This is a genomic window from Micromonospora sp. NPDC023633 (genome assembly GCF_040640035.1).
In the GTDB taxonomy this organism is placed as follows: Bacteria; Actinomycetota; Actinomycetes; order Mycobacteriales; family Micromonosporaceae; genus Micromonospora.
The window spans coordinates 1-2,119 of sequence record NZ_JBFABB010000270.1; the positions used below are offsets into that span (position 1 = coordinate 1).

2 protein-coding genes are annotated in these 2,119 nt (G+C 81.3%); both read right to left on the reverse strand.

Annotated features, from left to right (window positions below; translation table 11 throughout):
- Positions 1 to 1,045 (reverse strand): cobalamin biosynthesis protein (locus tag AB0G13_RS34610; RefSeq protein WP_357883892.1); only part of this gene is annotated, 1,045 nt, incomplete at its 3' end.
- Positions 1,042 to 2,119: precorrin-6y C5,15-methyltransferase (decarboxylating) subunit CbiE (gene cbiE / locus AB0G13_RS34615; protein WP_357883895.1), on the reverse strand; the 1,078-nt coding region annotated here is incomplete at its 5' end. The genes cbiE and AB0G13_RS34610, both read right to left, overlap by 4 nt.

The window sequence follows — 2,119 nt, forward strand, 5'->3', positions numbered from 1 at the left end:
TCGCCGTCGCGGTCTTCGGCACCAGCAGGTCGGCGTCGCCGCCGAGCAGCGCCGCCGCCTCGGCGACGCTGGGGGTGCCGACGGCGGCGCGGACCACCTCGCTGGGGTGCGGCACGTCGACCGCCGCCAGCGCCGCCGCCGGATGCGTCACCAGCGGTACGCCGAGCGCGTCGGCGGTCGCCCGGATGCCCGCCTCGTCGGCCTTGATGTCGGCGCTGGCCAGGTGCCGCAGGCTGGCCGGGCTGAGGCCGGCCTCGGCGAGCACCCGGTCGAGCAGGCCGCGCACCTCGGCGGCGGGCACGCCCCGGCTGGCGCCGACGCCGGCGACCAGCGACGGGGGCCGCAGCACGGCGGTCCGGTCGTCGAGCGGCACCACGCGGTCGGTGACCAGCAGCCGGTACCCGCCGTCGCCCGCCGGCCCGTTCGGCCCGGACCGGCCGGGGGCCGACGGGTCGGCGGACGCGACGGCCGGCGGGTCGACGGGCGCGGGGGTCGTCGGCCCGACGGGGGCGGGGCGCACGTTGTCGGGCAGGGCGGGCAGCGGCCAGGCGGCGTCGGCGACGAGGGTCACCGGTTCGCCGTCGAGGATGGCGCGGCTGACGGCGGCGACGGCGCCCTCGACGGGCCAGCCGAGGGTGTCCAGCCCCGGCAGGCCGGCGGCGTCGGTGGCGGTGGTGACCACCGGGGCGGCGTCGAGCAACGCGCCGACCCGCCCGGCGAGGTCGTTGGCGCCCCCGGCGTGGCCGCCGAGCAGCGCGACCGCGTGCCGGGCCGCCTCGTCGACCACCACCACGGCCGGGTCGGTGCGCTTGTCGCCGAGCAGCGGCGCGAGGATGCGCACGACCGCCCCGGTCGCCAGGAACGCCACCACGGCGTCGCACTCGGCCCAGGCGGCGCGCAGCGCGTCCGCGACGGTGTCCGCCGTGACGACGCGGGCGTGCGGCCAGGCGTCGGCGAGGGTGCGGGCGTGCCGCCGGCCGGCGGCGGTGGCGGCGACGAGCCCGATCCGGGTCGGCTGGTCCGTGGCGGCGGGCGGGTGGTTCACGGGCGCTCCCCGGTGAGGACGACCACCGGGTTGGTGGCCGCGAGTCGGATGGAACCGCCGGGCAGGTCGGCGAGGCGGGCGGCGGAGAGCTGGACGCCCTGCACGGCGTAGCCGGCGGCGCGCAGCAGCCCGACGGCGGGGGCGACCCGGTCGACGGCGGCGAGGGCGGCCACCACCCGGTCGGGGCGGCGGTGCGCCACGGCGGCGAGCACGTCGGTGCCGCCGCCCCCGACGAAGACGGCGTCGGGATCGGGCAGCCCGTGCAGCGCCCCGGGGGCGGCGCCGGCCACCACCCGGACGTCGACGCCGTGCCGGGCGGCGTTGGCGCCGACGGTGGCGCGCGGGTCGCGGTCCACGGCGATCACGGCCGCGCCGAGCAGGGCGCACTCGATGCCGACCGAGCCGCTGCCCGCGCCGACGTCCCAGACCAGCCGGCCGAGGCGGGGACGCAACCGGGCCACGGCGAGGGCGCGTACCTCCGCTTTGGTGATCATGGAATCGCGGTGCGCGTAGGCGGACTCGGGCAGCGCCCACCCGCCGGCCGGGGCGGCGGCCGGCTGGTTGTCCGCCCGCATCCCGGCCGCGCCGGGCTCGCCGGCCAGGCTGAGCAGCACGTGCGGGTCGGCCCAGTCGCGCCCGGCGGCCCCCTCGGGGGTGGTCTCGGTGAGCCGTTCGGCGTCGGTGCCGAGGTGTTCGGCGACGACCAGGCGGCGGGTCCAGCCGACCAGCCCGGCGCCCAGCTCGGCGGCCCCGGCGCCCGGGGCGGTGAGCACCGCGACGGCGGGCAGCGCCCGGCAGGCGTTCAGCGCGGGCCGCGGGTCGCGGCCGTGCGCGGTGACCACGGCCGCGCCGTCCCAGGGCAGGCCCGCGCGGGCGAACGCGGCGGCCACGCTGGACACGGCCGGCAGCACCCGCAGCGGCAGCCCGGCGGCCCGCAAGGCCCGGACCACGCCGAACAGCCCGGGATCGCCGCTGGCCAGGACGACGGCGGGAACCCCGGCGGCGACGGCGTCGGCCAGCCGCCCCAGCGCGGGCGCCAGCGGCCCGAGGGCGACGGTGTCGGCGCCGGCCGGC